This is a genomic window from Micromonospora sp. H33, from assembly GCF_052068455.1.
GTDB lineage: Bacteria > Actinomycetota > Actinomycetes > Mycobacteriales > Micromonosporaceae > Micromonospora.
The window spans coordinates 211,227-235,612 of record NZ_JBQHDE010000001.1; the positions used below are offsets into that span (position 1 = coordinate 211,227).

Annotated in this window: 19 protein-coding genes and 1 pseudogene; 14 read left to right on the plus strand and 6 right to left on the minus strand. The window is 74.2% G+C overall.

Going from position 1 to position 24,386, the window contains the following annotated elements; all coding sequences use genetic code 11:
- Window positions 1-596: 596 nt before the first annotated feature.
- A complete protein-coding gene (locus ACTMS0_RS00975; protein ID WP_441153153.1) occupies window positions 597-2,180 on the minus strand; it encodes an acyl-CoA mutase large subunit family protein in 1,584 nt (527 codons plus the stop codon).
- Window positions 2,181-2,385: 205 nt separating this feature from the next.
- On the opposite strand from ACTMS0_RS00975, the gene ACTMS0_RS00980 reads away from it, so the two are divergent.
- Both ACTMS0_RS00980 and ACTMS0_RS00985 read left to right on the plus strand, forming a co-directional pair.
- Window positions 2,386-4,380: a protein kinase domain-containing protein gene (locus ACTMS0_RS00980; protein WP_441153154.1), complete on the plus strand. Its 1,995-nt coding sequence runs from the start codon at window positions 2,386-2,388 to the stop codon at window positions 4,378-4,380.
- A gap of 48 nt (window positions 4,381-4,428) precedes the next feature.
- Window positions 4,429-6,150 (plus strand): phospho-sugar mutase, encoded by a 1,722-nt coding sequence (locus ACTMS0_RS00985; RefSeq protein ID WP_441153155.1) that lies wholly within the window; start codon window positions 4,429-4,431, stop codon window positions 6,148-6,150.
- 87 nt (window positions 6,151-6,237) lie between these two features.
- On the opposite strand, the gene ACTMS0_RS00990 is transcribed toward ACTMS0_RS00985, so the two are convergent.
- Window positions 6,238-6,915 (minus strand): GOLPH3/VPS74 family protein, encoded by a 678-nt coding sequence (locus ACTMS0_RS00990; RefSeq protein ID WP_441153156.1) that lies wholly within the window; start codon window positions 6,913-6,915, stop codon window positions 6,238-6,240.
- A gap of 153 nt (window positions 6,916-7,068) precedes the next feature.
- Window positions 7,069-7,701, minus strand: a complete 633-nt coding sequence (upp, locus tag ACTMS0_RS00995; protein WP_441153157.1) for a uracil phosphoribosyltransferase — start codon at window positions 7,699-7,701, stop codon at window positions 7,069-7,071.
- A 189-nt stretch (window positions 7,702-7,890) separates the two neighbouring features.
- On the opposite strand from upp, the gene deoC reads away from it, so the two are divergent.
- The 10 genes and pseudogenes from deoC (at window position 7,891) to ACTMS0_RS01045 (ending at window position 19,270) form a co-directional block, all read left to right on the plus strand.
- Window positions 7,891-8,850: a deoxyribose-phosphate aldolase gene (gene deoC, locus ACTMS0_RS01000; protein WP_441153158.1), complete on the plus strand. Its 960-nt coding sequence runs from the start codon at window positions 7,891-7,893 to the stop codon at window positions 8,848-8,850.
- 5 nt (window positions 8,851-8,855) lie between these two features.
- Complete coding sequence (locus ACTMS0_RS01005; protein WP_441153159.1) at window positions 8,856-10,286, plus strand: aldehyde dehydrogenase family protein; 1,431 nt, start codon at window positions 8,856-8,858, stop codon at window positions 10,284-10,286.
- Entirely contained in the window at window positions 10,279-11,103 is an 825-nt protein-coding gene (locus tag ACTMS0_RS01010) for an aldehyde dehydrogenase family protein (RefSeq protein WP_441153160.1), read from the plus strand. The genes ACTMS0_RS01005 and ACTMS0_RS01010 overlap by 8 nt, the downstream gene beginning before the upstream one ends.
- A 160-nt stretch (window positions 11,104-11,263) precedes the next feature.
- The gene (locus tag ACTMS0_RS01015) at window positions 11,264-11,758 is read left to right on the plus strand and encodes a BlaI/MecI/CopY family transcriptional regulator (protein ID WP_441153161.1); all 495 of its coding nucleotides are present in this window, start codon (window positions 11,264-11,266) and stop codon (window positions 11,756-11,758) included.
- 10 nt (window positions 11,759-11,768) lie between these two features.
- A complete protein-coding gene (locus ACTMS0_RS01020) occupies window positions 11,769-12,674 on the plus strand; it encodes a M56 family metallopeptidase (RefSeq protein WP_441153162.1) in 906 nt (301 codons plus the stop codon).
- Between the two features lie 161 nt (window positions 12,675-12,835).
- Window positions 12,836-14,086 (plus strand): cytochrome ubiquinol oxidase subunit I, encoded by a 1,251-nt coding sequence (locus tag ACTMS0_RS01025; protein WP_441153163.1) that lies wholly within the window; start codon window positions 12,836-12,838, stop codon window positions 14,084-14,086.
- An 11-nt stretch (window positions 14,087-14,097) separates the two neighbouring features.
- Window positions 14,098-15,105: a cytochrome d ubiquinol oxidase subunit II gene (locus ACTMS0_RS01030; protein ID WP_441153164.1), complete on the plus strand. Its 1,008-nt coding sequence runs from the start codon at window positions 14,098-14,100 to the stop codon at window positions 15,103-15,105.
- Complete coding sequence (gene cydD / locus ACTMS0_RS01035) at window positions 15,102-16,778, plus strand: thiol reductant ABC exporter subunit CydD (RefSeq protein ID WP_441153165.1); 1,677 nt, start codon at window positions 15,102-15,104, stop codon at window positions 16,776-16,778. The genes ACTMS0_RS01030 and cydD overlap by 4 nt, the downstream gene beginning before the upstream one ends.
- A pseudogene (cydC, locus tag ACTMS0_RS01040) lies at window positions 16,775-18,532 on the plus strand (thiol reductant ABC exporter subunit CydC); the annotation flags it as partial. The gene cydD and the pseudogene cydC, both read left to right, overlap by 4 nt.
- 81 nt (window positions 18,533-18,613) lie before the next feature.
- Entirely contained in the window at window positions 18,614-19,270 is a 657-nt protein-coding gene (locus ACTMS0_RS01045) for a permease prefix domain 1-containing protein (protein WP_441153166.1), read from the plus strand.
- Window positions 19,271-19,353: 83 nt separating this feature from the next.
- On the opposite strand, the gene ACTMS0_RS01050 is transcribed toward ACTMS0_RS01045, so the two are convergent.
- Window positions 19,354-19,695 carry a PadR family transcriptional regulator gene (locus ACTMS0_RS01050; protein ID WP_441153167.1) on the minus strand — a complete coding sequence of 114 codons (342 nt, stop codon included), beginning with the start codon at window positions 19,693-19,695 and terminating at the stop codon, window positions 19,354-19,356.
- A gap of 115 nt (window positions 19,696-19,810) precedes the next feature.
- Between ACTMS0_RS01050 and ACTMS0_RS01055 the strand changes: the two genes are divergently transcribed.
- Both ACTMS0_RS01055 and ACTMS0_RS01060 read left to right on the plus strand, forming a co-directional pair.
- A complete protein-coding gene (locus ACTMS0_RS01055) occupies window positions 19,811-20,743 on the plus strand; it encodes a DNA primase (RefSeq protein WP_441153168.1) in 933 nt (310 codons plus the stop codon).
- A 40-nt stretch (window positions 20,744-20,783) separates the two neighbouring features.
- Entirely contained in the window at window positions 20,784-23,117 is a 2,334-nt protein-coding gene (locus ACTMS0_RS01060; protein ID WP_441153169.1) for a transposase, read from the plus strand.
- Between the two features lie 255 nt (window positions 23,118-23,372).
- Here ACTMS0_RS01060 and ACTMS0_RS01065 read toward each other — a convergent pair whose 3' ends face one another.
- Together ACTMS0_RS01065 and ACTMS0_RS01070 are read right to left on the minus strand one after the other, a co-directional pair.
- The gene (locus tag ACTMS0_RS01065) at window positions 23,373-23,963 is read right to left on the minus strand and encodes a GTP-binding protein (RefSeq protein ID WP_441153170.1); all 591 of its coding nucleotides are present in this window, start codon (window positions 23,961-23,963) and stop codon (window positions 23,373-23,375) included.
- A gap of 1 nt (window position 23,964) precedes the next feature.
- Complete coding sequence (locus ACTMS0_RS01070) at window positions 23,965-24,342, minus strand: DUF742 domain-containing protein (RefSeq protein ID WP_130321596.1); 378 nt, start codon at window positions 24,340-24,342, stop codon at window positions 23,965-23,967.
- Window positions 24,343-24,386 lie beyond the last annotated feature (44 nt).

Sequence of the window (24,386 nt, forward strand, 5' to 3'; positions counted from 1 at the left end):
GGCGGTGACGCTGCGCAACCTCGTTCCGGTAGCGGTCGGAGCGCGCTGCGTCACGAACGCCCTGCTCGGGGCGGTCGTATATCAGCGGGACAGCAGGTAGATCGCGGTCGAACGCCGTCATCTGCCCCACACCTCCTACAACGCGTAACCGATTCGTGCGTCACGAAATCGTCACCGGCTCCGAGCCGTCTTTCCGAATTGTGGCATTAGTCAGATGTGTTAACTGACACTCCGACAATTACCCGACCACGCTCGGCGACGAGGCCCCGCAGACGTTCACACGTTCGGGTCGTGCCCGACCGCACACCGTGTGCGTCCCCGATCACCCGGCCGGGTTACCCGGAAAAAGTCTCCGGCACACGCCGCGACCGGTGGGCCGCGCCGCCCCGGGGGCGGGAGCGGGCGCCGGCGTCGTCGCACGGGCCCCGCTCCGCGTCTGCGCCGCCGATCGGCGGCGGGGAACTGGCGACAACTGTACGCTGCCGATCACCTCACCGCCGACCTGCGCGAGCAGCGGCACAACGACGCGGGCGCCGCCCGGACGAGCCGCCGGATGGCGCCGCGTACGCCCCGGTGAGCCGACGATCAGCGGGCTCCTAGAAGCGGTCGGACGGCCGGTAGAGCCCCCACACCCCGCGCAGCGTGCCGCAGACCTCCCCCACCGTGGCGCGCGCCCGCAGCGCCTCCTTCATCGGGTAGAGCACGTTGTCACTGCCCTCCGCGGCGGCACGCAGCTCCGCCAGGGCCCGCTCCACCGCGTCGTTGTCGCGCTCCGCACGGAGCTTCGCCAGGCGCTCCGCCTGCGCCGCCTCGATCGCCGGGTCGACCCGCAGCGGCTCGTACGGCTCCTCCTCGTCGATCGCGAACCGGTTGAGGCCCACCACGACCCGCTCGCCGGAGTCGATCTCCTGCGCGATCCGGTACGCGGACTGCTCGATCTCGCGCTTCTGGAAGCCGGCCTCGATGGCGTCGACCGCCGACCCGTGCTCGAAGACCCGCTGCATCAGCGCGTCGGCCGCGGCCTCGATCTCGGCGGTCATCGCCTCCACCACGTACGACCCGGCGAACGGATCGACAGTGGCGGTCAGGTCCGTCTCGTACGCGAGCACCTGCTGCGTCCGCAGCGCGAGCCGGGCCGCCTTCTCGGTCGGCAGCGCGATCGCCTCGTCGAAGCTGTTGGTGTGCAGCGACTGGGTCCCGCCGAGCACCGCGCCGAGCCCCTGCACCGCCACCCGGACCAGGTTGACCTCCGGCTGCTGGGCGGTGAGCTGCACCCCCGCGGTCTGGGTGTGGAACCGCAGCATCATCGACTTCGGGTCCTTCGCGCCGAACTCGTCCCGCATGAGCCGGGCCCAGATCCGCCGGGCGGCGCGGAACTTCGCCACCTCCTCCAGCAGCGTCGTACGGGCGACGAAGAAGAACGACAACCGCGGCGCGAAGTCGTCGACGGCGAGCCCGGCGGCCACCGCGGCGCGCACGTACTCGACGCCGTTGGCCAGGGTGAACGCGATCTCCTGCACGGGCGACGCGCCGGCCTCGGCCATGTGGTAGCCGGAGATGGAGATGGTGTTCCACTTCGGCACCTCCTTGCGGCAGTACGCGAAGGTGTCCGCGACCAGGCGCAGCGAGGGCTTCGGCGGGAAGATGTACGTGCCCCGGGCGATGTACTCCTTGAGGATGTCGTTCTGGATCGTGCCGTTCAGCGCCGAGCCGGGCACGCCGTTCTCCTCGGCGACCAGCTGGTAGAGCAGCAGCAGCACCGAGCCGGGCGCGTTGATGGTCATCGAGGTGGAGACCTTGTCCAGCGGGATGCCGTCGAAGAGCAGCCGCATGTCCTCGATGGAGTCGATGGCGACACCGACCTTGCCGACCTCGCCGTGCGCGATCGGGTCGTCCGAGTCGTACCCCATCTGGGTCGGCAGGTCGAACGCGACGGACAGGCCCATCGTGCCGGCCCGCAGCAGCTGGTGGTACCGCGCGTTGGACTCGGTGGCGGTGCCGAAGCCGGCGTACTGGCGCATCGTCCAGGGACGCGACGTGTACATGGTGGGATAGACCCCGCGGGTGTACGGGTACTCGCCCGGGCCGCCCAGCCGGGAGTCCAGATCCTCGGGGAGGTCGGCCGCCGTGTAGACGCCCTTGATCGGGAAACCGGACTCGCTTGACCGCCGTTCGTTCATCCCCGGATGGTAGGACGAGCCGGCCGGGTGCCGGGTGAGGGATTCCGCACACTGCGTCCGTGACCGTCGCCGAGAGGTGAACGGTCGGGCACATACCGTCGAGTTCACCAAACTCCGCCGCGTCGGCTTTCGCATCGGGCCTCCGACCCAGCAAGATAGGGGGGTTGTGTCCCAGCCCCCTCGATATCCCCCCGGTGGCTCTTCAGTGACTCAGATCCCGACGTGGAGCGGTGGACCAGCCAGTCCGCCGAGCGGCCGCGCGACATCCGGCACCACCATCGGCGGGCGCTATTCGTTGCGCTCGGCGGTGGGCAACGGCGGCATGGGCACGGTCTGGCGTGCGACAGACACGCTGCTGCGCCGGGACGTGGCCGTCAAGGAGGTCGTCCTGCCCCCGGGGCTGGCCCCCAGCGACCGTGACGCCATGTACGAACGCACCCTGCGGGAGGCGCGCGCCGCCGCCGCGATCCAGCACCCGGCCGTGGTCCAGGTGTACGACGTGGTCACCGAGGGCGGCCGGCCGTGGATCGTGATGGAGCTGCTGGACGCGCGCAGCCTCGCGGACATGGTGATCGAGGACGGGCCGGTCGCGCAGCGGGTCGTCGCGAAGATCGGCATCGCGCTGCTCGGCGCGCTGGAGGTGGCGCACGCGATCGGCGTGCTGCACCGCGACGTCAAGCCGGCCAACGTGCTGATCTGCTCGGACGGCCGCTGCGTGCTGACCGACTTCGGTGTGGCCCGGATGCCCACCGACGTGCAGCTCACCACACCCGGCATGGTGCTCGGCTCGCCGCACTTCATCTCGCCGGAGCGGGCCATGGGCCAGGAGTTCGGCCCGCCCAGCGACCTGTTCTCCCTCGGGGTGACGCTCTACACCGCGGTCGAGGGGCGGCCGCCGTTCGACAAGGGCGACCCGATCGAGACGATGCACGCCGTCGTCGAGGACCCGCCCGCCCCGCCGCAGCGCAGCGGCCCGCTGGTCCCCGTGCTGATGGGCCTGCTGGAGAAGGATCCGGCCCGCCGGCTGGACGTGCACACCGCCCGGGCCATGCTGCGTGAGCTGCTCGCCGGCCCGCTGACCAGCACCGCCGCCGCGGTCAACTCGGTGACCGACCCGTACTCGGTGGTGCCGGTCCAGCAGCGCCCGCTGCCGAGCGCGCCGGCCGTCCAGCCGGAGCAGCCGAAGCCGGCCGGCCAGATCGGCGGGCCGGCGATGCTCGCGCCGGGCGAGTCGCTCACCGACCGGCTCGCGGCACTGCGCCGGGGCGAGCGCCCGGCGGCCGGTGCCGGCAAGGCCGCCGCGCTGGACGACACCAGTGCCGACGCGCTCGCCGGGCCGCTGCACACGCCGACCGGCGCGATGCCGCCTCCGGGCCGCACCTACGGCGCCGACACCACCCAACGGGTCGGCGGGTACGGCGGCGACGCCACCCAGCACATCGCTGCCGGCGGCTACGGCGGCCCGCCGCACGCCACCCAGCAGCTCGGCGGCGCCCGGTGGTCGGTGCCGGGCACCGGCCAGGCGTGGGCGACGCCGTCCACCCCGGCCGGCGGCGGGTTCCTCACCCGGGCCCGCGGCACCGGTGACCAGCTCGTCCGCCGGGTCAAGGGCTGGCCGCGCAAGGTCCAGCTGGCCGCCGCCGGTGGGCTCGCCGTGGTGCTCCTGCTCGGCGTGGTGGCCCTCTCCGGCGGCGACGACACGCCGCCGGGCACGCCGCAGGCGGCGCCGACCTCGGCCGCCCCGGCGGCCGGGGTGCCCGAGATGAAGGAGCACTCCGCCAAGGGTGTGCGGGTCATGGTGCCGCAGGGCTGGCAGCGCAGGAGCGCCGGCGACTGGGTGGACTACGTGGATCCGGAGGACGACGGCCGCAAGGTGCGGATCCTCGTGGAGAAGTTCTCCACCAGCTCGATCCGCTGGGCGGAGGTCGCCGAGGAGGGGCTCCGCACCCGCTCGAAGTCCTGCGTCGCGCCGTACGCCCAGATCTCCATGACGGAGCTCGACTGGGTCGGCCGGCAGGCGGCGGAATTCGAGTACACCTGCGGCGAGGGCGACACCAAGCGGCACGGCAAGTGGCGCGGCGTGGTGCACGACGGCAAGGCGTACTCGTTCTACCTCACCTCGACGGACGCGAAGTTCGAGGAGAGCCGGCCGATCTTCGACGCGATGGCGAACTCGTTCCAGCTCACCACCGCCGGCTGAGCCGAGGGCGAGCCCACGTGGTGATCCGCCGGCGTGCTATCAAGAGGCATGCCGGCGGACACGACTGACATCGACGACATTCGCGAGCAAGCCCGGCGCTGGCTCGACGACGACCCGGACCCGACCAGCCGGGCGGAGCTGCAGGCGGTGCTCGACCGGCTGCCGGCCAGCGCCCCGGACCTGACCGACCGCTTCGCCGGCCCGCTGACCTTCGGCACCGCCGGCCTGCGCGGCCCGCTGCGCGCCGGCCCGAACGGGATGAACCTCGCGGTGGTCACGCAGGCCGCCGCCGGGCTGGTCACCTGGCTCGCGGCCCAGGGCGGGTCCGGCCCGCTGGTGATCGGGTACGACGCCCGGCACGGCTCCCGCGCCTTCGCCGAGCGGACCGCCCAGGTCGCCACCGGCGCGGGCCGCCCGGCGCTGCTGCTCTCCCGCCCGCTGCCCACGCCGGTCCTCGCGTACGCGGTGCGCCGGCTCGGCGCGGTCGCCGGGGTGATGGTGACGGCCAGCCACAACCCCCCGCAGGACAACGGTTACAAGGTCTACCTCGGTGCGGATCTGGGCGGTGAGCTGGGCGTCGGCGCGCAGATCGTCCCACCGGCGGACGCCGGCATCGAGGCGGCCATCCGGGCGGTCGGCCCGCTGGCCGAGGTCCCGCTGGGCCCGCCCGGGCAGGTGCTCGGCGACGACCTGGTGACGTCGTACGTCGAGCGGGCCGCCGACGTGGTGGCGCCTGACGGGCCCCGGGACCTGACGGTGGCGTACACGCCGCTGCACGGGGTCGGGGCGGCGGTGCTCACGGCGGCGTTCGCGCGGGCCGGGTTCGCCGTCCCCGGCGTGGTGCCCGACCAGGCCGAACCGGACCCGGCGTTCCCCACCGTCTCGTTTCCGAACCCCGAGGAGCCCGGTGCGGTCGACCGGCTGACCGCCCTGGCCGAGTCGACGGGTGCCGACCTCGCCATCGCCAACGACCCGGACGCGGACCGCTGCGCGGTGGTGGTCCGCGAGACCGACCCGGGGGCGAGCGCCCGCGGCGAGGTGGCCGGCCCGCAGGCGGGCGGAGGCGCGCCGGGCTGGCGGATGCTGCGAGGTGACGAGGTGGGCGTGCTCCTCGCCGACCACCTGATGCGGCGCGGTGTCACCGGTCTCTACGCCACCACCATCGTGTCGTCGTCGCTGCTGCGCGCGATGTGCGCCGCCCGGAACCTGCCGTACGACGAGACGCTGACCGGGTTCAAGTGGATCGTACGGGCCGGGGCCGGATCCGCTCCGCTGGTCTTCGGCTACGAGGAGGCGCTCGGCTACTGCGTCGCGCCGGACATGGTCCGCGACAAGGACGGCATCACCGCCGCCCTGACGGTGGCGGAGCTGGCCGCCGGCCTCAAGGCGCAGGGGCGGACGCTCACCGACCGGCTGGACGAGCTGGCCGCCGAGTTCGGCGTGCACCACACCGACCAGCTGTCGGTACGCGTCGACGACCTGCGGGTGATCGCCGACGCGATGGCCCGGATCCGGGCCGCCACCCCGACCACCCTGCTCGGGCAGCCGGTCACCGAATCCCGGGACCTGTTGCCCGAGGCCGACGTGGTGATCCTGCGCAGCGCCGCCGCCCGGGTGGTGATCCGCCCCTCCGGGACCGAACCGAAGCTCAAGGCGTACCTGGAGGTGGTGGAGCCGGTCGCGGACGGCGACGTCGCCGCGGCCCGGACCCGCGCGGCGGCCGCCGTCGCGACGCTGCGGACGGAGGTGGCGGCCGCGCTGGGCGTGTAAGGAAGGGCACCTTCTTAACGGCTGCGGTAGAGGAAGGGCCCCTTGTTAACAGCGGGTGTTAACAAGGGGCCCTTCCTTGCACGGCGGTCAGCGGCGGGGGCCGAGGGCCGCGTCGACGGCGTGGCCGAGCGCGGTGACGACGAGCGCCACGGACGGGCGGACCACCGAGTCCTCCAGACTCACCTCGCCGGAGAAGCCGGCGCCGCTGGCGATCTCCGCGAGCCGCCGCCGGGCGTCGGCGGCGGCCTCGCCGCTCACCCCGAGCGCCGGCTCCATCCGGAGCACCGCCACGAGCGTGGCGAGGGCGGCGGTCCGCTCGTCGGGGGCCGCCGAGCCGGTCAGCGCCTCGGCGAGCCGGCGGCGGGTGTCCGCCTCCACGCTCGGGTCGACCACCGGGTAACGGTGCACGTGGATGAAGCCCAGCTCGGTCTCGTCGACGTCGCGGACGACGCCCTGGCGGCACAGGTCGCCGAGGATCCGGTCGCGCAGGCCGTGCCGCAGCCGCTGCACCCAGGACGAGGGGGTGTGCGGGGTGTCCGCGGCGATCTTGGCGAGCACCTGGTCGGCGACCGGCTCACCGGTCGGCGTCGGATCGACCACCGCGAGCGAGCCCTCGGCGTACGCGATCCGCCCGGCCAGGGCCAGCTCGATGAGCACGGCCGCGGCCATGCCCAGGTCGAGGCTGATCCGCGGCATGGTCGCCTTGCCGGTCTCGTCGTCGTACGCGAGGAGGAGCAGCTCCTCGGCGAGCGCAACACCAGTCATGGCCCGGAACGCTAGCGCCTGCGCGCACCTCGCGCCGACGGACGCGCCCGACCACCCCTCCGAGCCGCCTGATTCAGGGAAAGAGGGCCCATTCGGAGCGGAATGAGACCTCTTTCCGTGAATCTGCGCCGCCGCGGGCAGAAACGGGCGGGGTCAGAAGCGGGGCATCCCGCCGAACTGGCGGTCGCCAGCGTCGCCGAGGCCCGGCACGATGAACTTGCGGTCGTTCAGGCCCTCGTCGATCGAGGCCGTGACGAGGCGCAGCGGCAGGCCGGAGCGCTCGAGCCGCTCGATGCCGGCCGGCGCCGCGAGCACGCAGAGCACGGTGATGTCGGTGCAGCCGCGGTCGGCGAGCAGCCGGCAGCAGTGCTCCAGCGAACCGCCGGTGGCGAGCATCGGGTCGAGCACCAGCACCGGCAGGCCGCTGAGGTCCCGCGGCAGCGACTCCATGTACGCGCGCGGCTCGAAGGTCTCCTCGTCCCGGGCCAGGCCGACGAAGCCCATCGACGACTCCGGCAGCAGGCCGAGCGCCGCGTCGGCCATGCCGAGACCCGCCCGCAGCACCGGCACCAGCAGCGGCGGGTTGGCCAGCCGGGTGCCCTCGGTGGCGGTGACCGGAGTCTGCACCGGGTACCGCTCGACGGGGAAGGAGCGCGCGGCCTCGTACACCAGCATGGTGGTGAGTTCGTGCAGCGAGGCGCGGAACGACGCGGAGTCGGTCCGGGCGTCGCGCATCGCGGTCAGCCGCGACTGGGCGAGCGGGTGGTCAATGACGAGTACGTCCACGGTCGCTCAACCTACCCGCCCGCCGCGACGGACACCGCCGGTGTGGCCGGACCCGCGATACCGCTCACGCCCTCGGCGCGGGAACCCGATCGGGCCGCCGGCACCACGACGCGCGGGGCACCCGCGACCGCCGTTCCGGCACGGCGGTGACCAAGATCACGCGGCGGTGGCGTGCGTAGACTTCGGGACATGACGGCGACAGCGACGTCGGCCCGGTCGGACCTCTCCGAGCTGGGACGATCCGAGACCGCTCTGCGGACCTTCCTGCACGGCCTGCCCGGCGTGGACCAGGTCGGCGCGGAGCAGCGGGCGGCACAGCTCGGCACCCGCTCCATCAAGACCACGGCCAAGGCCCAGGCGATCGACCTGGCGATCCGGATGGTCGACCTGACCACGCTCGAAGGGGCCGACACCCCGGGCAAGGTGCGGGCGCTCGCGGCCAAGGCGCTGCGCCCCGACCCGGCCGACCCGTCCTGCCCGCACGTCGGCGCGGTCTGCGTCTACCCGTCGATGGTCCCGCACGTCGCCGAGGTGCTCCAGGGCAGCGGCGTGCACCTGGCGAGCGTGGCGACGGCGTTCCCGTCGGGCCAGGCGCCGCTCGAGGTCAAGCTCGCCGACACCCGGGCGGCCGTCGCGGCCGGCGCCGACGAGATCGACATGGTGATCAACCGGGGCGCGTTCCTCGCCGGCCGCTACAAGGAGGTCTACGACGAGATCGTGGCCACCAAGGAGGCCTGCGGAGACGCCCACCTCAAGGTGATCCTGGAGACCGGCGAACTGGCCACGTACGACAACGTGCGCCGCGCCTCCTGGCTGGCGATGCTGGCCGGCGGCGACTTCATCAAGACCTCCACCGGCAAGGTCCCGGTGGCGGCCACCCCGCCGGTGACCCTGGTGATGCTGGAGGCGGTCCGCGACTTCCGCGCCGCCACCGGCCGGCAGGTCGGCGTGAAGCCGGCCGGCGGCATCAGGACCACCAAGGACGCAGTGAAGTACCTGGTGATGGTCAACGAAACCGTCGGACCGGACTGGCTCGACCCGGACTGGTTCCGCTTCGGCGCCTCCACCCTCCTGAACGACCTGCTGATGCAGCGCACCAAGCTGACGACCGGCGTCTACTCCGGTCCCGACTACTTCACCCTGGACTGAGCGCGATGTTCGAATACGCACCCGCCCCCGAGTCGCGCTCGGTGGTGGACATCAAGCCCTCGTACGGGCTCTTCATCGACGGCCAGTTCGTCGACCCCACCGACGGCGGCACGTTCAAGTCGATCAACCCGGCCTCCGAGGAGGTCCTCGCCGAGGTCGCCGAGGGCGGCGCCGGCGACGTCGACCGCGCGGTCCGCGCGGCCCGGGCGGCGTACGAGAAGGTCTGGGGCCCGATGCCGGGCCGGGACCGGGCCAAGTACCTGTTCCGCATCGCCCGGATCATCCAGGAGCGCTCGCGTGAGCTGGCCGTCCTGGAGTCCCTGGACAACGGCAAGCCGATCAAGGAGTCCCGCGACGTCGACGTGCCGCTGGTCGCCGCACACTTCTTCTACTACGCGGGCTGGGCCGACAAGCTGCCGTACGCGGGCTTCGGCCCCGACCCGAAGCCGCTCGGCGTGGCCGCGCAGGTCATCCCGTGGAACTTCCCGCTGCTCATGCTGGCCTGGAAGATCGCCCCGGCGCTCGCGGCCGGCAACACGGTCGTGCTCAAGCCCGCCGAGACCACCCCGCTCACCGCGCTGCTCTTCGCCGAGATCTGCCAGCAGGCGGACCTGCCGGCCGGCGTGGTCAACATCGTCACCGGCGCCGGCGACACCGGCCGGGCGCTGGTCGAGCACCCGGGCGTGGACAAGGTCGCCTTCACCGGCTCGACCGAGGTGGGCAAGGCCATCGCCCGCACGGTGGCCGGCACCCGCAAGAAGGTCACGCTGGAGCTGGGTGGCAAGGCCGCCAACATCGTCTTCGACGACGCCCCGGTCGACCAGGCCGTCGAGGGGATCGTCAACGGCATCTTCTTCAACCAGGGGCACGTCTGCTGCGCCGGCTCCCGGCTGCTGATCCAGGAGTCCGTCGCCGACCGGGTGCTGGAGTCGCTGAAGCGCCGGATGGCCCAGCTGCGGGTCGGCGACCCACTGGACAAGAACACCGACATCGGCGCGATCAACTCGGCCGCGCAGCTGGCCCGCATCAAGGAGCTCTCCGACGCGGGCTCGGCCGAGGGCGCCGAGCGCTGGTCGCCGCCGTGCGAGCTGCCCGACCGCGGCTTCTGGTTCGCGCCCACGATCTTCACCGGGGTCACCCAGGCCCACCGGATCGCCCGGGAGGAGATCTTCGGCCCGGTGCTGTCCGTGCTGACCTTCCGCACCCCGGCCGAGGCCGTCGAGAAGGCCAACAACACGCCGTACGGGCTGTCGGCCGGGATCTGGACCGACAAGGGCTCCCGGATCCTGTGGATGGCCGACCGGCTCCGCGCCGGCGTCGTCTGGGCCAACACGTTCAACAAGTTCGACCCCACCTCGCCGTTCGGCGGCTACAAGGAGTCGGGCTACGGTCGCGAGGGCGGCCGGCACGGGCTGGAGGGCTACCTCAATGTCTGAGCGGGTCGCGGTACGCAAGACGTACAAGCTCTTCATCGGCGGGAAGTTCCCCCGCAGCGAGTCGGGACGGTCGTACATCGTGCAGGACGCCAACGTCGCCCTCTCCTCCCGCAAGGACGCGCGGGACGCGGTGGTCGCCGCCCGCGCCGCCGTGAAGGGGTGGGCCGGGGCGACCGCGTACAACCGGGGTCAGATCCTCTACCGGGTCGCCGAGATGCTGGAGGGTCGCCGCGAGCAGTTCGTCGCCCTCGGCGTGCCGGGCGACGAGGTGGACGCCGCGATCGACCGCTGGGTCTGGTACGCCGGCTGGTCCGACAAGCTCCCCCAGGTGTACGGGGGCGCGAACCCGGTCGCCGGCCCGTACTTCAACCTGTCGGCGCCCGAGCCGACCGGCGTGGTCGCCGTGGTGGCGCCGGAGGCGCCGGCGCTGCTCGGCCTGGTCAGCGTGATCGCCCCGGCGATCGTCACCGGCAACACGGTGGTGGCGGTGGCCTCGCCGTCGGCGCCGCTCGCGGCGGTGACCCTGGCCGAGGTGCTGGCCACCTCGGACCTGCCCGGCGGCGTGGTGAACATCCTCACCGGTCGCCTCGCCGAGACGGTGCCGACGCTGGCGAGCCACATGGACGTCAACGCGATCGACCTGACCGGGGTGGCCGACGCCGGCCTCGCCGCCGACCTGGAGGTCAAGGCCGCGGAGAACCTCAAGCGGGTGCTGCGGCCGGCCCCGGCCGACCACGACTGGTTCGCCGACCCGGGCCTCACCCGAATGACGACCCTCCTGGAGACGAAGACCGTCTGGCACCCGAAGGGGGTCTGACCCGGCTGGGTTGTCGCCCTTCAAGATCCGCACAAATTCACGGAAAGAGTGGCCTCCGCGTGCCGGATGGCCACTCTTTCCGTGAAAGAGGCCCCGCTGAGCTGCGCGACCGGCGCGGGGAGCCAGCGGCGGCGTCTACTACCGGGGGTAGGATTGCCTTGTGACTCGGCTTGGTGATCTCGAACGTGCGGTGATGGACGTGCTGTGGGACTCGGTCCCCGCCACGTCGAACGGCGTCACCGTGCGCGAGGTGGCCGACGCCCTGGCCGGGCGTGAGCTGGCGTACACGACCGTGATGACGGTGCTGGACCGGCTCGCGGGCAAGGGCATGGTGCAGCGCGAGCGCGAGGGGCGGGCCTGGCGGTACCGGGCCGCCGCGAGCCGCGAGGCGCACATCGCCCAGCTCATGCTCGACGCGCTCGACCTCGGTGGAAGCCGGGACGCCGCGCTGGTGCGCTTCGCCCGCTCGGTCACCGGCACCGAGGCGGACGTGCTGCGCGCGGCGCTCAGCGCCGAGGCCGGCCGGAACGACACCGCCACCCCGGCGGACCGCACCAGGCCGGCCGACGCCGGGCCTCTGACCGACCAGGTCGAGCCGCCCGCGACGGACCGGGCCGGGCGGGTACGCCTGGCCGACGAGGCGGCGGACCGGTAGGGCGGCGGCCATGGCCTACGCGGTGCACTTCGGCGTCTCGGTGCTGGCCTGCTGGCTCACCGCGCAGGTGCTGGCCGGATCGAGATGGACGTGGCGCAGCCCACGGGTCGCGATCCTCTGCTGGCAGGCGATCGGGCTGGCCGTCGGACTCTCGGCCATGGGCCTGCCGATCGCCCTGGGCCTGGCGGCGTACGACCGGCCGACCGGCAGCGCCCTGTGGGCGCTCGCCACGGATCTCGGCCACGGCACCCTGCCGGTCGGGGTGGGCGCGATCCACCTCGGTCTGGTCGGCGTCGGCTTCGGCATCGGGGCGGTGCTGCTGACCACGACCGTACGCAGCCTGCACGCCGCCGTCCGCGCGCAGCGCCGCCACCGCGACCTGCTCACGCTGGTCGCCCGCCGGGACCCGACGGTGCCCGGGGCGCTCGTGCTCGACCACCCCAGCGCGGCGGCGTACTGCCTGCCCGGGGTGAAGCCCCGCGTGGTGGTGAGCGCGGGCACGCTCGACCTGCTGGACCGGGCCGAGCTGGCGGCCGTGCTCACCCACGAACGGGCGCACGCCCAGGAGCGGCACGACCTCGTGCTGCTGCCGTTCACCGCGCTCTGCCGCGCGCTGCCCTGGTTCCGGTGGGTGCGCGACGCGCACGAGCGGGTCGCCCTGCTGGTCGAGATGCGCGCCGACGACAAGGCGCGTGAGCTGCACGCCGAGGGGCCCCTGGCGGGGGCGCTGCGCCGCTTCGCCGCCGCCGGCAACCGGATCACGCCGGCCGGCACGCTCGGCATGGGCGACCGGGACCTGGACGTCCGGGTGCAGCGCCTGCTGGACTCGGGCCCGCCGCCCCGGCTGATCGGGGCCGCCGCGCTCAGCGTGGCGACGACGCTGGCCGCCCTGCCCATCTCCCTCTTCCTGAGCTGACCCGGGCGCGCCTGGCGGTCCGCACCGCGCTTACCCTCGCCCCCACGACTACTACGAAACGTCGTACAGTTTCCTACGACGGCGCGTAGTAGACGCTATAGGTAGGCTCCCTACGTGTAGGGTCACTACGAAGATCCGCCGACCATCCGGAGGGCCGCCCCTTGGACACGCTGCTCCTCGCCCGTCTCCAGTTCGCCACCACGACGTCGATCCACTTCCTCTTCGTGGTGGTGACACTCGGGCTGGTCACCCTGCTGGTCGGCCTCCAGACCGCCTGGGTGCTCACCGACAAGCCGGTCTACGAACGACTGACCCGCTTCTGGGGCCAGCTTTACGTGATCAACTACGTGCTCGGCATCGCCACCGGCATCGTGATGGAGTTCCAGTTCGGGCTGAACTGGAGCGGGCTGTCGCGCTACGTCGGCAACGTCTTCGGCGCGCCCCTCGCCATCGAGACCCTGGTCGCCTTCTTCCTGGAGTCGACCTTCCTCGGCATGTGGATCTTCGGCTGGCACCGGCTCCGCCGGGGTGTCCACCTGGCGCTGCTCTACGGGGTGGCGATCACCGCGTACGCGTCCGCGTTCTGGATCATGGTGGCGAACTCCTGGCTGCAGAACCCGGTCGGGTACGAGGTCCGCGACGGCATCGCGCACCTCACCGACTTCACCGCCCTGCTGACCAACCCGAGCCTCGGCATGGCGCTCGGGCACGTGGTCGCGGCGGCCCTGCTGGTCGGCGGGATGCTGATGGCCGCGGTGAGCGCCGGGCACCTCCTGCGGCGTACGCCGGACTTCGCGCTCCACCGCACCGCCCTGCGGATCGGCCTGGTCACCGCGACGCTGTCGATCACCCTGGTGCAGGGCTTCGGGTTCGCCCAGTTCGGGCCGATCGGCGACGTGCAGCCCACCAAGTTCGGCGGCAGCCCGGCCGCGGACGCGCTGGTGGCCGAGTGGACGGCCACGTTCGGCCCCGGCGACTACACCCCGCCGGTGCTGGCCGACGTCGGGCTCGGGTTCATGATCCTCATCGGCTTCAGCCTCGGCACACTCTGGCTGCTGCTGCCGCTGCTCTGGCGGGACTGGATCATCCGGCTCCGCTTCCCGCTCTGGCTGCTGCTGCTCGCCCTGCCGCTGCCCTTCGTCGCGGCGATCCTCGGCTGGATCGCCCGTGAGGTCGGCCGCCAGCCCTGGGTGGCGTACGGGCTGCTCCCCACCGACCAGGCCGTCTCCGGTGTCGGCCCCGGCGTGATGCTCGCCTCCCTCGTCGGCTTCACCCTGCTGCTCGGCACGCTCGCCGTCACCAACTGGGTGCTGCTCGCCCGGCACGCCGCCCGGGGGGCCGTCGATCCCGCCCTCGGCCGCCGTCCGGAGCATCCACCGGCCGACCCCCGCCCCGAACCCGCCTTCGCCTGAGGGAGACGACCGTGGAACTCGCCTGGTACGCGCTGCTCGGCGCCTTCTTCGCCACCTACCTCGTGCTCGGCGGCTACGACTACGGCGTCGGCCTGCTGCTCGCCCGCCGCACCGATCCGGCCCGCCGGCGCGCCGCCCTCAACGCCGTCGGTCCGTTCTTCCTCGGCAACGAGGTCTGGCTGGTCGCGGCCGTCGGCCTCCTGTTCGGCGCGTTCCCCCTGCTGGAGGGGGAGCTGCTGTCGGGGCTCTACCCCGCCGTGGTCGGCGCGCTGGCCGGGGTGATCCTGGTGACCGCCGGGGTGCAGCTGCGCAGCCGGCCGGCCGCCGCCCGCGCCCGCGCCACGTGGGACCGGGTGGTGGTCGTCGGTAGCCTGCTCGCCGCGCTGGGCTGGGGCGCCGTGCTCGCCGGGCTGCTCCAGGGCGTACCCCTGCACGCCGACGGCCACGTCGCCGGGGTGGCCCACCTCTTCACCCCGTTCGTGGCCGCCGCCGGGCTCGCGGTGGTCGCGCTGGTCGCGGTGCACGGCGCGACCTTCCTCGCCCTCCGCCTGCCGGCCGCCGAGGCCGAGCCCACGGCCCGGACGGCCGGCCGGCTGGTCCCGGTGGCCCTCGCCGCGGTCGGCACGGCCGCCGTCGTGGGCGTCCTCTCCGACCGGGTACGCGCCGCCGCGCAGCGCCCAGTGGTCGGCGTACTCCTGCTGGGGCTGCTGGTCGCGGCGCTGCTGGCGGCGCGGGTGGCGCTCGCCCGGCCACGGCCCGGGCTGGCGTTCGCCGCCACCGCAACGGCCCTCGCGGTGCCGGTGGCGCTGGTCGGCGCGACCCTCTGGCCGTACGCGCTGGTCTCCACCGTCGATCCCGGCGCGTCACTGACCGTGGCGGACGCGGCGGCGAGCGGGCCGACCCTGCGCCTGCTGGGCTGGCTGACGGTGCCGCTCGTGCCGGCCCTACTAGGCTTTCAGGCGATGTGCTGGTGGGTGTTCCGGGGACGGACCGACGGCAGGGCACCGGTGTACTGGTGAACCGCCGTCCCTTCGACCCGCGTCTGCTGCGCCGGGTCCCCGCGGCCCGGCGCGACCTCGCCGTGCTCGCGGTGCTCGGCGTGCTCGCCGCGGGTCTGGTGGTGGCGCAGGCGACCGCGCTCGCGGCACTGCTCGCTACCGCCTTCGACGGACGGCTGGACCGGCCGGCGCTGGCCGGGTTCGTCGCGGCGGTCGCCGCCCGGTCGCTGCTGGTCTGGGCGCAGGGCACGGTGTCGGCGCGGGTCGCGGCCACGGTCAAGGCGGCGCTGCGGGTCGAGCTGCTCGACGCGGTCGGGCGGCACGGCCCGGCCTGGGTCGCCGGGCAGCGGGCCGGGCAGCTCGCCACCCTCGCCGGCCGGGGCCTGGACGCCCTGGACGCCTACTTCACCGGGTACCTGCCCCAGCTCGTCCTGAGCGTGACGGTGCCGGTGGCGGTGTTGGCCCGGATCTTCGTCGCCGACTGGAGTTCCGCTCTCATCATCGCGGCCACGCTGCCGCTCATCCCGATCTTCGGTGCGCTGCTCGGCTGGCAGGCGCAGGCGGCGACCGAGCGGCAGTGGCGGCGACTGTCGCTGCTCGGCGGGCACTTCCTGGACATGGTGGCCGGGCTGCCCACCCTGCGGGCCTTCGGGCGGGCGCGGGCGCAGACCGACGTGGTCCGCCGGATGGCCGACGGGCACCGGGTGGCGACCATGAAGACCCTGCGCATCGCGTTCCTCTCCGCGCTGGTCCTGGAACTGGTGGCCACCCTGTCGGTGGCGCTGGTCGCGGTGCCGGTGGGCGTCCGGCTGCTCGGTGGCGGGCTCGCCCTCCAGACCGCGCTGCTGGTGCTGCTGCTCACCCCCGAGGCCTACCTGCCGCTGCGCGCCGCCGGCAGCCGCTTCCACGCCAGCATGGAAGGACTCACCGCGCTGGACGAGGCGCTCACGCTCTCCGAAGGCGCGCCGGCCGCCGGCACCCGGGCGGGCGCGGCCGTGCCGGACGGCCGCGGCGAGATCCGGTTCGAGGGGGTGACCGTCGCGTACGACCGCACGATCGCCCTGCGCGACGTCACGCTGACCATCCGGCCGGGCGAACGGATCGCCGTCGTCGGGCCGAGCGGCGCCGGCAAGAGCACCCTGCTGAGCCTGCTGCTCGGCTTCGTGACGCCGACCGCAGGGCGGGTCACCGTGGGTGGGGTGGACCTGGCCGACGTCGACCTGGACGCCTGGCGCCGGCAACTGGCCTGGGTGCCGCAGCGGGCCCACCTCTTCGCCGCCTCACTGGCCGACAACATCCGGCTCGGCTCCCCCGACGTCCCGGACGCCGCGCTGGCCGGCGCGGTCCGCGACGCCGCGCTGGACGACGTCGTCGCCGCGCTGCCGGACGGGCTGGCCACCATGCTCGGCGAGCGCGGGCACGGCCTCTCCAGCGGCCAGCGCCAGCGGGTGGCGCTGGCCCGCGCGTTCCTGCGGGACGCGCCGGTGGTGCTGCTCGACGAACCCACCGCACGACTGGACTCGGCCAGCGAGGCGGCCGTCCTCGACGCCACCCGTGCCCTCGTCGCCGACCGGACGGCGCTGCTGGTCGCCCACCGCCCGGCGCTGCTCGCCGACGCCGACCGCATCCTGCGGATCGCCGACGGGCGGGTCACCGAACTCACCCCGACCCCCGCCGGAAAGGCGACACCGTGAGCGCGCCGGAGCGCACCGTGCTGCGCCTGGCCCGCCCGTACCTGACCCGGCTGCTCGGCGCGGGCCTGCTCGCCGCCGCCACCGAGTTCGCCGCCCTGGCCCTGATGGCCACGGCGACATGGCTGCTGATGACCGCCGCCGGGCGGCCACCGCTGGACCGGCTGACCGTCGCGATCGTCGCCGTACGGGCGCTGGCGATCGGGCGCGGCGTGCTCCGCTACACCGAACGCCTGGCCGGGCACGACGCGGTGCTGCGGCTGGTCACCGACATCCGCGCCCGGGTGTTCGCCGCCCTGGCCGCCCGGCGGGACAGCGCCGGGCAGCGTTCCGGCGACGCGCTGAGCCGGCTGGTCTCCGACGTCGAGGCGGTGCAGGACCTGCTGTTGCGGGTCCTCGTACCGGCCGCCGCCGCGGCCCTGGTGAGCGTGGTCGCCGTCGGTGCGGCGGCATGGATCTCCCCCGTCGCCGCCGGGGCGCTCGCGGTCGGCCTGCTGATCGCCGGTGTCGCGTTGCCGGCCCTGGCCACCCTGCTCACCCGGCACGCCGCCGCCGAACTGGCGCCGCTGCGCGGCGCCCTGGCCGCCGACGCGGTCGACCTGACCCACGGCGCCGCCGACCTCGCCGCCTTCGGCGCCACCGGTCAGGCGCTGGGGGTGGCCGCGGACCGCGCCCGGCGGCTGGCCCGGCTCGAGCGACGGCTGGCCGCGACCGGGTTCGCCATCGACGCGGCGGGTGTGCTGGTGGCCGGGCTGACCGCCGGGGCGGTCGTGCTGGTGGCCCTGGCGGCCGGCGTGGACGGCGTACTGGTCGGCGTGCTGGCCGTCGGCACGCTCGCCGCCGTCGAGATCGCGCTGGCGCTGGTCGGCGCGGCGCGGCAGTGGACCGGCCTGCGTGCCGGCCTGACCCGCGTCGCCACCCTGCTCGACGAGGGCGACGAGGCGGAGTCGCCGACGGCGAGCGCGCCGGCCCCGGCCCCGGCCATCGTCGCCCCGGACGTCCGGTTCGAGGACGTGACCGTCCGGTACCGCGCGGAGGCCGCGCCCGCCCTGCACGACTTCCACCTGCGCCTGCCGGCCGGTCGGCGGATCGCCGTCGTCGGGCCGAGCGGCGCGGGCAAGAGCACGCTGGCCGCCGTCCTGACCGGCTCGGTCCGGCCCACCTCGGGTCGGGTCGTCCTGGACGGGCGTGACCTGTCGGCCTACCCCGCCGAGACGCTGCCCCGCCTCGTCGGGGGCCTGCTCGCCGAGGCGTACGTCTTCCACGCCACCGTTCGGGAGAACCTGCTGCTCGGGCGGCCGGGCGCGAGCGAGGACGACCTGGTCGCGGCCACCGCCGCGGCCGGCCTCCTGGACTGGGTACGCGCACAGCCCGACGGCTGGGACACCGTGGTGGGCGAGGAGGGCGGCCAGCTCTCCGGCGGCCAGCGACAGCGCCTGGCCCTGGCGCGGGCACTGCTCGCCGCACCCCCGGTGCTGGTGCTCGACGAGCCGACCGAGGGGCTCGACCCGACGGCGGCGGACGCGGTGCTCGACTCCGTCCTGGCCGCCACCCCGGCGGGGCACTCCGTGCTGCTGATCAGCCACCGCCTGCGCGGACTGGACGGGTTCGACGAGATCCTGGTGCTGGACTCCGGCCGGGTGACCCAGCGCGGCCGGCACGCCGACCTGGTCGCGACGCCCGGCTGGTACCGGGACCAGTGGCTCCTCCAGGAGGCCGCCGAGCGCGGGTACCTCGCCCTCGGCCCCCTCCCCTGACCCTCCCGGTGCCGGCGGATCCGGGTCGGCCCAGGGATGTCCCGGACGGCACGAGGCGGCCGGTCGTGGCAGGGTGGTGCCATGCGGGGCGGCGACGACGTGCTGGTGGAGGAGCGGCTGCGGGCGCTGGAGGAGCGGCTGCGCGGGCCGAGCAGGCTGAAGGCCGACCTGTTGACCGAGGCGCGGCACGGTCTGCTGGACGCCGTCGAGGCGTACCGGGAGGGCGGGCTGCCGGCGGCGGAGGCCCGCCGCCGGGCGGTGGCGGAGTTCGGCACGCCGGCGCAGCTCGTCCCGGCCTACCAGGCCGAACTGGCCGTGGGCGCACTGCGCGGGCTGGCCTGGCGGGTGCTCGCGGTGGCCGCCGCCGGCATCGCGGCCGGCGACCTCACCTGGCGCGGCGCCAGCTGGAGCGACGGTGCCCGGCCCCCGGCGGGCTACCTGCTGCTGTCGGCCTCGATGGACTGGCTCTGGTTGATCGCCGCGGTGCTCGGTGGGCTGGGCGTCCTGGTGGCCGGGGCCGGGCGGCGCAGCCCGCTCGTCGACCGGCTGGTCGGTGCCGGTCTGACCGGTCTGCTCGCCCTGGGCGCGCTCGCCGGCGCGGCCCTCTTCGGCTGGTCGGTGGGGCTCTGGGACGGTGCGCTCACCTGGCCGCCGATGATCATCGGCGCGGTGCTGGTGGCCGCCGGCTTCCTCTGGCTGGGTCGCGCCGCCCGGGGTTGGGTGCACGCCGTCCGCTGACGCGCCGCCGGAAAGGCCGATCGGCCGCCGCCGTCACCGTCGGCGAACGGCCCGCCGCGCTCGCGCGGCCGGTGCGACGCTGTTCAGGCGGGCGTGGTGGGCGGCGTGTCCGCGTCGAGGAACCGCCCGACGGTGGAGCTGAACTCCCGCCACCCGGACCGCTCGCCGGCCAGGGCCCGGCGGCCCGCGTCGGTCAACTGGTAGGTCCGCCGCTCCCGGCCGTTGACGGTGCTCCAGGTGCTCGCCACGTGGCCGGCCCGTTCCAGCCGGCGCAGCGCGGGATAGATGGTGCCGGTCGGCAGATCGAGGTGGCCGTCGCTCCGGCTGCGGAGCGCCTCGATGATGGCGTAGCCGTGCAGTGGTCCCTGTTCCAGCACCGCCAGCAGCAGTGCGTCGAGGTGTCCGTGCAGCGCCTGGGCCTTCATACGTAGCAACGCTACTTGTCGTCCGGCCGGAGCGCCACCGGGGTGCGGACACCGGGACCCCCGGGTCGCCCACTAGGGTATGTGCGCGTAGTCACTCGCCGGAGGAGCCCGGCGGGTGGGCAGCCCGAAGCACACGGAGGTCAGCGTGGCCCGCCAGTCGCCTCACCGGCCCGACGCCGACGAGCCCGATCTCGACGGCCCGGCCGAGTCCGGCACCGCATCCGCGTCCGCCGAGGCCACCCGCGCGCTCTGGGAGGAGCTGCGGGTCGACCCGGTCGAGATCGCCCTGCCCGCCGGCACCGGCTACACGCTGCGCGCGTACCGCCCGGCGCGGGAGCTGACCCCGACCGACGTCGAGGAGCGGGACCAGGACGACCCCTTCCTCGCCCGCCGCCAGGTGGTGACCGAGGAGGTCGAGGACGACGAGAGCGTCGTCATCCTCGACGAGGAGGTCGCCCAGGAGTTCGCCGAGAGCGACGAGGAGGAGGCCCGGGGGGCCCGCCGCGGCGCGAAGGGCGAGGCGGAGGACGAGGCCGAGGCGGCCGAGGAGGAGGCGGACGACGAGGAGGTGCCGGTCTTCCTCAGCCACAAGGGCCGGCTGCTGCTCTTCAAGACCCCGGAGTCGCTGGTCAGTTTCGTCCGGTCCGGTGCGCCCAACGACCTGTCTCAACTGGACAGTTGGGATGAACTGTCCGAACGGGTGGAACCGGCCGACATCGCGCCGCTCGACGAGGACATCTACGAACTCGACCTGGTCGTGGAGAACCTGCGCGGCGGGCATGACGCGTGGGATCCCACGCTGCTCATCGAAGCCGGCGAGATCGCCCGTGACATCTCGTACGCGCTGCGGCTACCGGCCGTGCTGGACATGCTCTCCGCGGGGTCCAGCCTCGACGATCTGGACGAGGCGCTGCGGGCCTCTGTCAACGGGGGGATCGGCGGATTCCTCGGCCGGCGTCGGTTGAAGAGAATCGGGGCACAAACCGCAAGTTTGGGTTGGCGCACCATTGTCGGCAAGATCTCTGCTGTCGTGGACTGGCGCGACTGACCCGTACCAGGGAGCATCAGTCTCTGGCAGAGAAGACCTTGTGTCCCGGGAGGAGGACGACGCCGTGGCGCTCGTGCGCGTGTACTGCGGTCTGGCCTCGGCGGATCCGGCCGACCGACCGGCTTCGGCCGGCTCGACGCTGACGTCCGCTGTGGTCGACGACGCAGGCCGTCTGCTGCATGTCTGCGAGATCAGCGACGACCCCGCTGGCTACGCCCAGCTGGTCACGCTGCTCGTGGAGCGGTCGGGCGGGCCGAGTGGTGCGGCGATCGCCGCCGACAGCGACGACCACACGGTCACGTCGCTGCTCAGCGCGGCGGGTCGTCCCCTCGCCATCGCCGACGACGACTCGGTGGACGACTTCGCCGAGCGGTTCGCCGACGACGACTCCCTGGAGGAGATGCAGTCACCCCCGGTCGAGCGTCGGGCCGTCGGTCTGGCCCGCGCCCTCCAGGCCGGTGCGCTCTCCGCCGTCACGTTGCCCGCTCCCCGGGACCTCGCCGGCTACAAGCAGGTGCTCGCGGCGCACGCCGCGCTCGCCAACGGCCGGCACTCCGCCGCGGTCGCCCTGCGGGAGGTGCTGCGCGAGCTGTATCCGGCCGCCCTGCGCGCGTACCCCGACCCGGCCGAGCCGGTCGCGCTGGCGGTCCTGGACGCCCTCCCCGAGCCCGGAATGGTGGGCGGCGCGGGCCGTGGCCGGGACGACACGGCCGACCGCGTCATGGCGGACCTCGCCGCCGACGGTGTCGGCGACACCGACGAGATCGAGGCGGCGGTGACCGCCCTGCGCGTCGCCATCTCCGAGTCGCCCCGTCGGGCGACGGTCAACCGGGCCCTCACCGCGGCGGTGTCCGAGACGGTCCGGCAGGCCGTCGCCTCCGTGCGGGCCTGTGACGCCGGCTGCGACGCGCTGGTCGGCGCGCTCAACGACCGGGTGAACGCTCCGGCGCCCGGCCGTCGCGCCGCCGCCCGCCGCGGCGAGTCGGTCGGCGACCTGAGCCCCGCCGCCAACGGCGCCGCGCTGCGCGCGGTACGCCCGGCCGAGCCCGCCCGACCGGCGCCCGGTGCCCGCCGGGCCCGCCCGGAGCCGGTCTCCGGCGCGACCCCGCCCCCGTCTCCCCGCCCGCTCGGTCCGCCTCCCGTCGCGCCGGCGCCGGTGGCGCCGCCGCCGGTGGCCCCCGCCCCGGTCGCCCCCGCCGCGTTCGCCGGCCCGCCCGTCTCCGCACCGCCGGCCCGCCCGGAGGCGACGCCGAGCCGCATCGACGGCCCGACGAACCGGCCGATCTCGTCCCCGCCGCCCCCGCCGCCCGGCATCACGCCCATCGCCCCGACGCAGCGGGGTGCGGTTCCTCCCGCCGAGGCCGGCGAACCGTTCCGGCCGACGCTGACCACGGCGGCGATCCAGAGCGCCCGCGCCGAGCGGCAGCGCACGGTGATCCCGCCAAGGCCCAAGACCACCGCCGAGCCGCCCGCTCCCGCCGGTGGCTTCAGCGCCACCGACCTCAGCGTGCCGGTCCCCACCCCGCGCCCGGGTCAGGAACCGGCCGCACCGGGCTCCCGGGCCAACTGGCCGCTGGTCAACAACCCGCAGGACCCGGCCGACAGCTCGGGGCGGAACCCGGTGGTCGGCTCGTACGGCGGTGGCGGCGTCGACGCACCGACCGACCCGGGCAAGGAGCGTCGGGTCACGCCGCCCTGGCTCGCCGACGACCTGCCGCCGGAGCCGCCGATGCTGCGCCTGGTCGAGCCGCCGCCGATGGCCGACCGGGCTCTGCGCAACGGACCGGGCCCGGCGACCGACCCGGGCCTGGAGACACCGCCGCTGCGGCTCGTCGACCGCGAAGAGCCCCGCAAGGGCCGGTCCGCTCCGCATCCGGAGCGACCCGCGGCGGAGCACCGGCCACCGCCCCCGGTGGAGCACCGGCCCCCGCCGGTCTCCGACGACGGGGACGGCGACCTGCTGATCTTCGCCCAGGCGAGATCGGCGTGGTTCGTGGGCCACACTGAGACCACCGACCTGAACTGGTCCTCTCTGGACGACACCGGCTGGCAGGCGGCGGAGCAGGCGGCCAAGCCCGCCGTCGGCGCCGAGACCACCGCCGGACTGCCGAAGCGGGTGCCGCAGGCCAACCTCGTCCCCGGCTCGCCGCTGCGTGACGAGCGTCCACTGCGGATCGTGCGGGACGCCGCCAGCCTCGCCGAGAACACCACCGGGTACTTCCGGGGCTGGCGTCGCGGCCAGGAGATCGGCGGCTTCGCCGTGGGCGGGCGTCCGGGCCGGGAGGCCGCCGGCGGCTGGGACTTCAGCCGCGACACCGGCGACCGCGACGACGACCGGGAGTACGAGTACCGTTCCGCCGGCTACCGGTCCTGAGCGGACGCGTACCGGCCCTGACGACACCGCGGCCCCCGGGGTTGCCCGGGGGGCCGCTTCGTGCGTCCACAAGCCTCACACCGGGGCGCAGAGCGCCCCTCCCGCCGCCAGCCCGGGATGTGAGCATCCGCGCGCCGGACAGTGCGCGTTCTCCGCTGCGCCGTCGGCCATCCCGCGCGTCGCCCGAGCCGTTTCCGGACAGCACGACGCGCCCGGTGGCGGCCGAGGCCATCACCGGGCGCGGACGGGCGGGCGTCAGGCCCGGGCTACGGCCCGCGTCCGACGCATGGTGAGCACGTACTCGACCAGCGAGATCAGCACGTGCTTGGTCGACTCCCGGTTCCGGGCGTCGCACGCCACCACCGGCACGTCGCTCGAGATCGCCAGCGCGTCCCGGACGTCCTGCGGATCGTGGTACTGCATGCCGTCGAAGCAGTTGATCGCGATCAGGTACGGCAGCCGCCGGTGCTCGAAGAAGTCGATCGCCGCGAAGCAGTCGGCGAGCCGGCGGGTGTCGACCAGCACGACCGCGCCGATGGCACCCCGGACCAGTTCGTCCCACATGAACCAGAACCGGGTCTGACCCGGCGTACCGAACAGGTACAGGATCAGGTCCCGGTCGATCGTGATACGCCCGAAGTCCATGGCCACCGTGGTCGTCGTCTTCCCCGGCACCTGCCGGTTGTCGTCGACGCCCACACTCGCGGAGGTCATGATCGCCTCCGTCGTCAGCGGCGTGATCTCCGAGACCGAGCCGACCAGCGTCGTCTTGCCGACGCCGAATCCACCGGCGATAACGATCTTCGCCGACGTCACGCGCCCACTCGGGCTCGGCGGGCGCGACATGTCAGAGCCTGCGAAGTCCACTCAGCACCCTCTCCAGCAGTTCAGTGCCCACCGCGTCGTCCGAGTCGTCCAGGATGGTCGGCTCGTGGACCGCGACCAGGCCGTCCGTCGCCATGTCGGCGATGAGCACCCGGGCCACGCCGAGCGGAAGCTGCATCCGCGCCGCGATCTCGGCTAGCGACTGCACGCGTCCGTCACACAGCGCGGCGATGTACTGGTGCTCGCGGCCTTGACCGCCGTTGCCGTTGGCAGCGGCCCGGCCGCGCACCGTCGTCTCGACGAGCGCTTCCATCGCGATGTCGAGTCGGGGGCGGGTGCGACCGCGGGTCACGGCGTATGGACGGACCAACGCGCCGGTCGGTTCGTCACGATCGGCCATGTCGCCGCTCACCTCCTTCGCACCCCGGACCGGCTGGCGCCGGT